Annotated in this window: 2 protein-coding genes and 1 other annotated feature; both genes read left to right on the top strand. The window is 68.9% G+C overall.

The annotated features are described in order from the left end of the window. Window positions 1–259 precede the first annotated feature (259 nt). On the top strand, window positions 260–445 hold the full coding sequence (locus tag D0Z06_RS25000) for a hypothetical protein (RefSeq protein WP_117380244.1): 186 nt from the start codon (window positions 260–262) through the stop codon (window positions 443–445). A gap of 21 nt (window positions 446–466) precedes the next feature. After that, window positions 467–1,719 (top strand): IS3 family transposase gene (locus D0Z06_RS25005; RefSeq protein ID WP_117380245.1). Its coding sequence is split into 2 segments (ribosomal slippage): window positions 467–761 and window positions 761–1,719, totalling 1,254 coding nucleotides; the frame shifts between segments, so codons are not numbered across the junction. Further along, window positions 748–879 (top strand) — a sequence feature (AL1L pseudoknot). It overlaps the preceding gene by 132 nt. Window positions 1,720–1,871 lie beyond the last annotated feature (152 nt).

Consider the following 1,871-nt stretch of genomic DNA (forward strand, 5'->3'; position numbering starts at 1 on the left):
GACGGCAGGCACGAGCGGTCCACATCTCACGGAGCGTTAGCACCTTCGCGAGCGTGGCCCTCGTGCCTGCCCCCAACGATCAGCCACGCCGAAGGCGACGATCACGCCTACTGGCGGGGACTCTTAGTGCGTTCGTGCAGGTAGGAGGGGTGAGCGGCAGGCGCGGGCCGCTCTGGTGATCGGCGTGGCGGCGTGGCCGCGAAGGAAGCTCCCGGTAGGACCGAGATCGACCAAGATCAACGTCCCTCCGGGAGCTCCGATGCTGGAGTCTGCCACCCCTGTTGTTCCCGCGGTCGCCTCCACAGCCGCCGAACCCGGCGTCGGGGCATCGGAGTCGGAGAAGGGGCTGCCGCTGCGGCTGGGGGTGCTGACCGAGCAGATTCCGCCGGCGCTGGTCGATGCGGCGGTGGCCGATGAACCGTCCTGGATCTGGCAGAGGCTCTGATCTCGCAAGGAGACTGAGACCGTGCCAGCACCCCGCAAGTACGACGAGGAGACCCGCGCCCGCGCCGTGCGGATGTACCAGGAACGCATCCGCGACACCGGCGAGTCGAAGCTGACCGCCCGCCGCGCGGTGGGCGCGGTGCTGGACATCAACCCGGCCACGCTGCGCAACTGGGTCGAGCGCGAGGAGATCGACACCGGCGCCCGACCCGGGGTGACCACCGAGGCGTCCGAGGAGCTCAAGGCGCTGCGCCGAGAGGTCGCCGAGCTGCGCCGGGCGAATGAGATCCTCAAGACCGCCTCGGCGTTTTTCGCGTCGGCGGAGCTCGACCGCCGACTGCGCTGATCTGCGACTACATCGACGCGCACAAGCAGCGCTTCGGGGTCGAGCCGATCTGCCGCGTGCTCACCGTGCACGGGCTCAAGATCGCCCCGAGCACCTACTACGAGCGCGTGAAGGCACCGCTGTCCGCGGCGGAGTTGGCCGACGCCTACGCCGCGAACACCCTGGTCGACCTCTACCGCAAGAACCGACGGGCCTACGGGGTGCGCAAGCTCTGGCACGCCGCCCGCCGCGCCGGTCATGACTGGGGCCGGGACCAGGTCGGCCGGCGGATGCGCCTGGCCGGTATCGACGGCGTCCGCCGCGGCCGTCATCAGACGGTGACCACGCAACGGGATCAGACCGCGCCGCGGCACCCGGACCTCTGCGATCGGGAGTGGGCCACGCCTTCCCGGCCGGACCAGTGGTGGGTAGCGGACTTCACCTACGTGTGGACGCTGGCCGGGTTCGTCTACGTCTCCTTCGTCACCGACGTCTTCTCCCGCCGGATCCTGGGCTGGCGGGTCTCGACGTCGAAGACGACACCCCTGGTGATGAGCGCACTGGAGCAGGCGCTGTTCACCCGCCGCCGCGGCAACGCCGCGTTCACCGCCACCGGCCTGCTGCACCACTCCGATGCGGGGTCGCAATATACGTCTCTGGCGTTCACCGAAGCCCTGCTCGAGGCCGGCATCGCCGGCTCCATCGGCTCGGTCGGTGACGCCCTGGACAACGCCCTGATGGAGTCCACCATCGGTCTCTACAAGACCGAACTCATCGACCGGCAGCGGGCCTGGACCGGCCGGGCCGCCGTCGAGCGGGAGACCGCCGGCTGGGTGCACTGGTTCAACACCGAACGCCTGCACTCCGCGATCGACTACCGCCCACCGATCGAATTCGAAGATCACCACTACCGTGACACCACGACCCCCGCGGACCTCGCGGTGGCCTGAACCTCGATCCACCGTCGAATAGGCGGGTGACTGCGCGTCGGAAAGCACGAATGCCCCTCTGACGAGGAACGATCGGGCTTGTCTAAGGCTTGACCGGTCCGCGCAGAAGGGCATCCGCTGGATGCGACTGTCTCACGGTTCGTCGGCGTTGT

The organism is Geodermatophilus marinus, from assembly GCF_003428645.1.
Classification (GTDB): Bacteria; Actinomycetota; Actinomycetes; order Mycobacteriales; family Geodermatophilaceae; genus Geodermatophilus.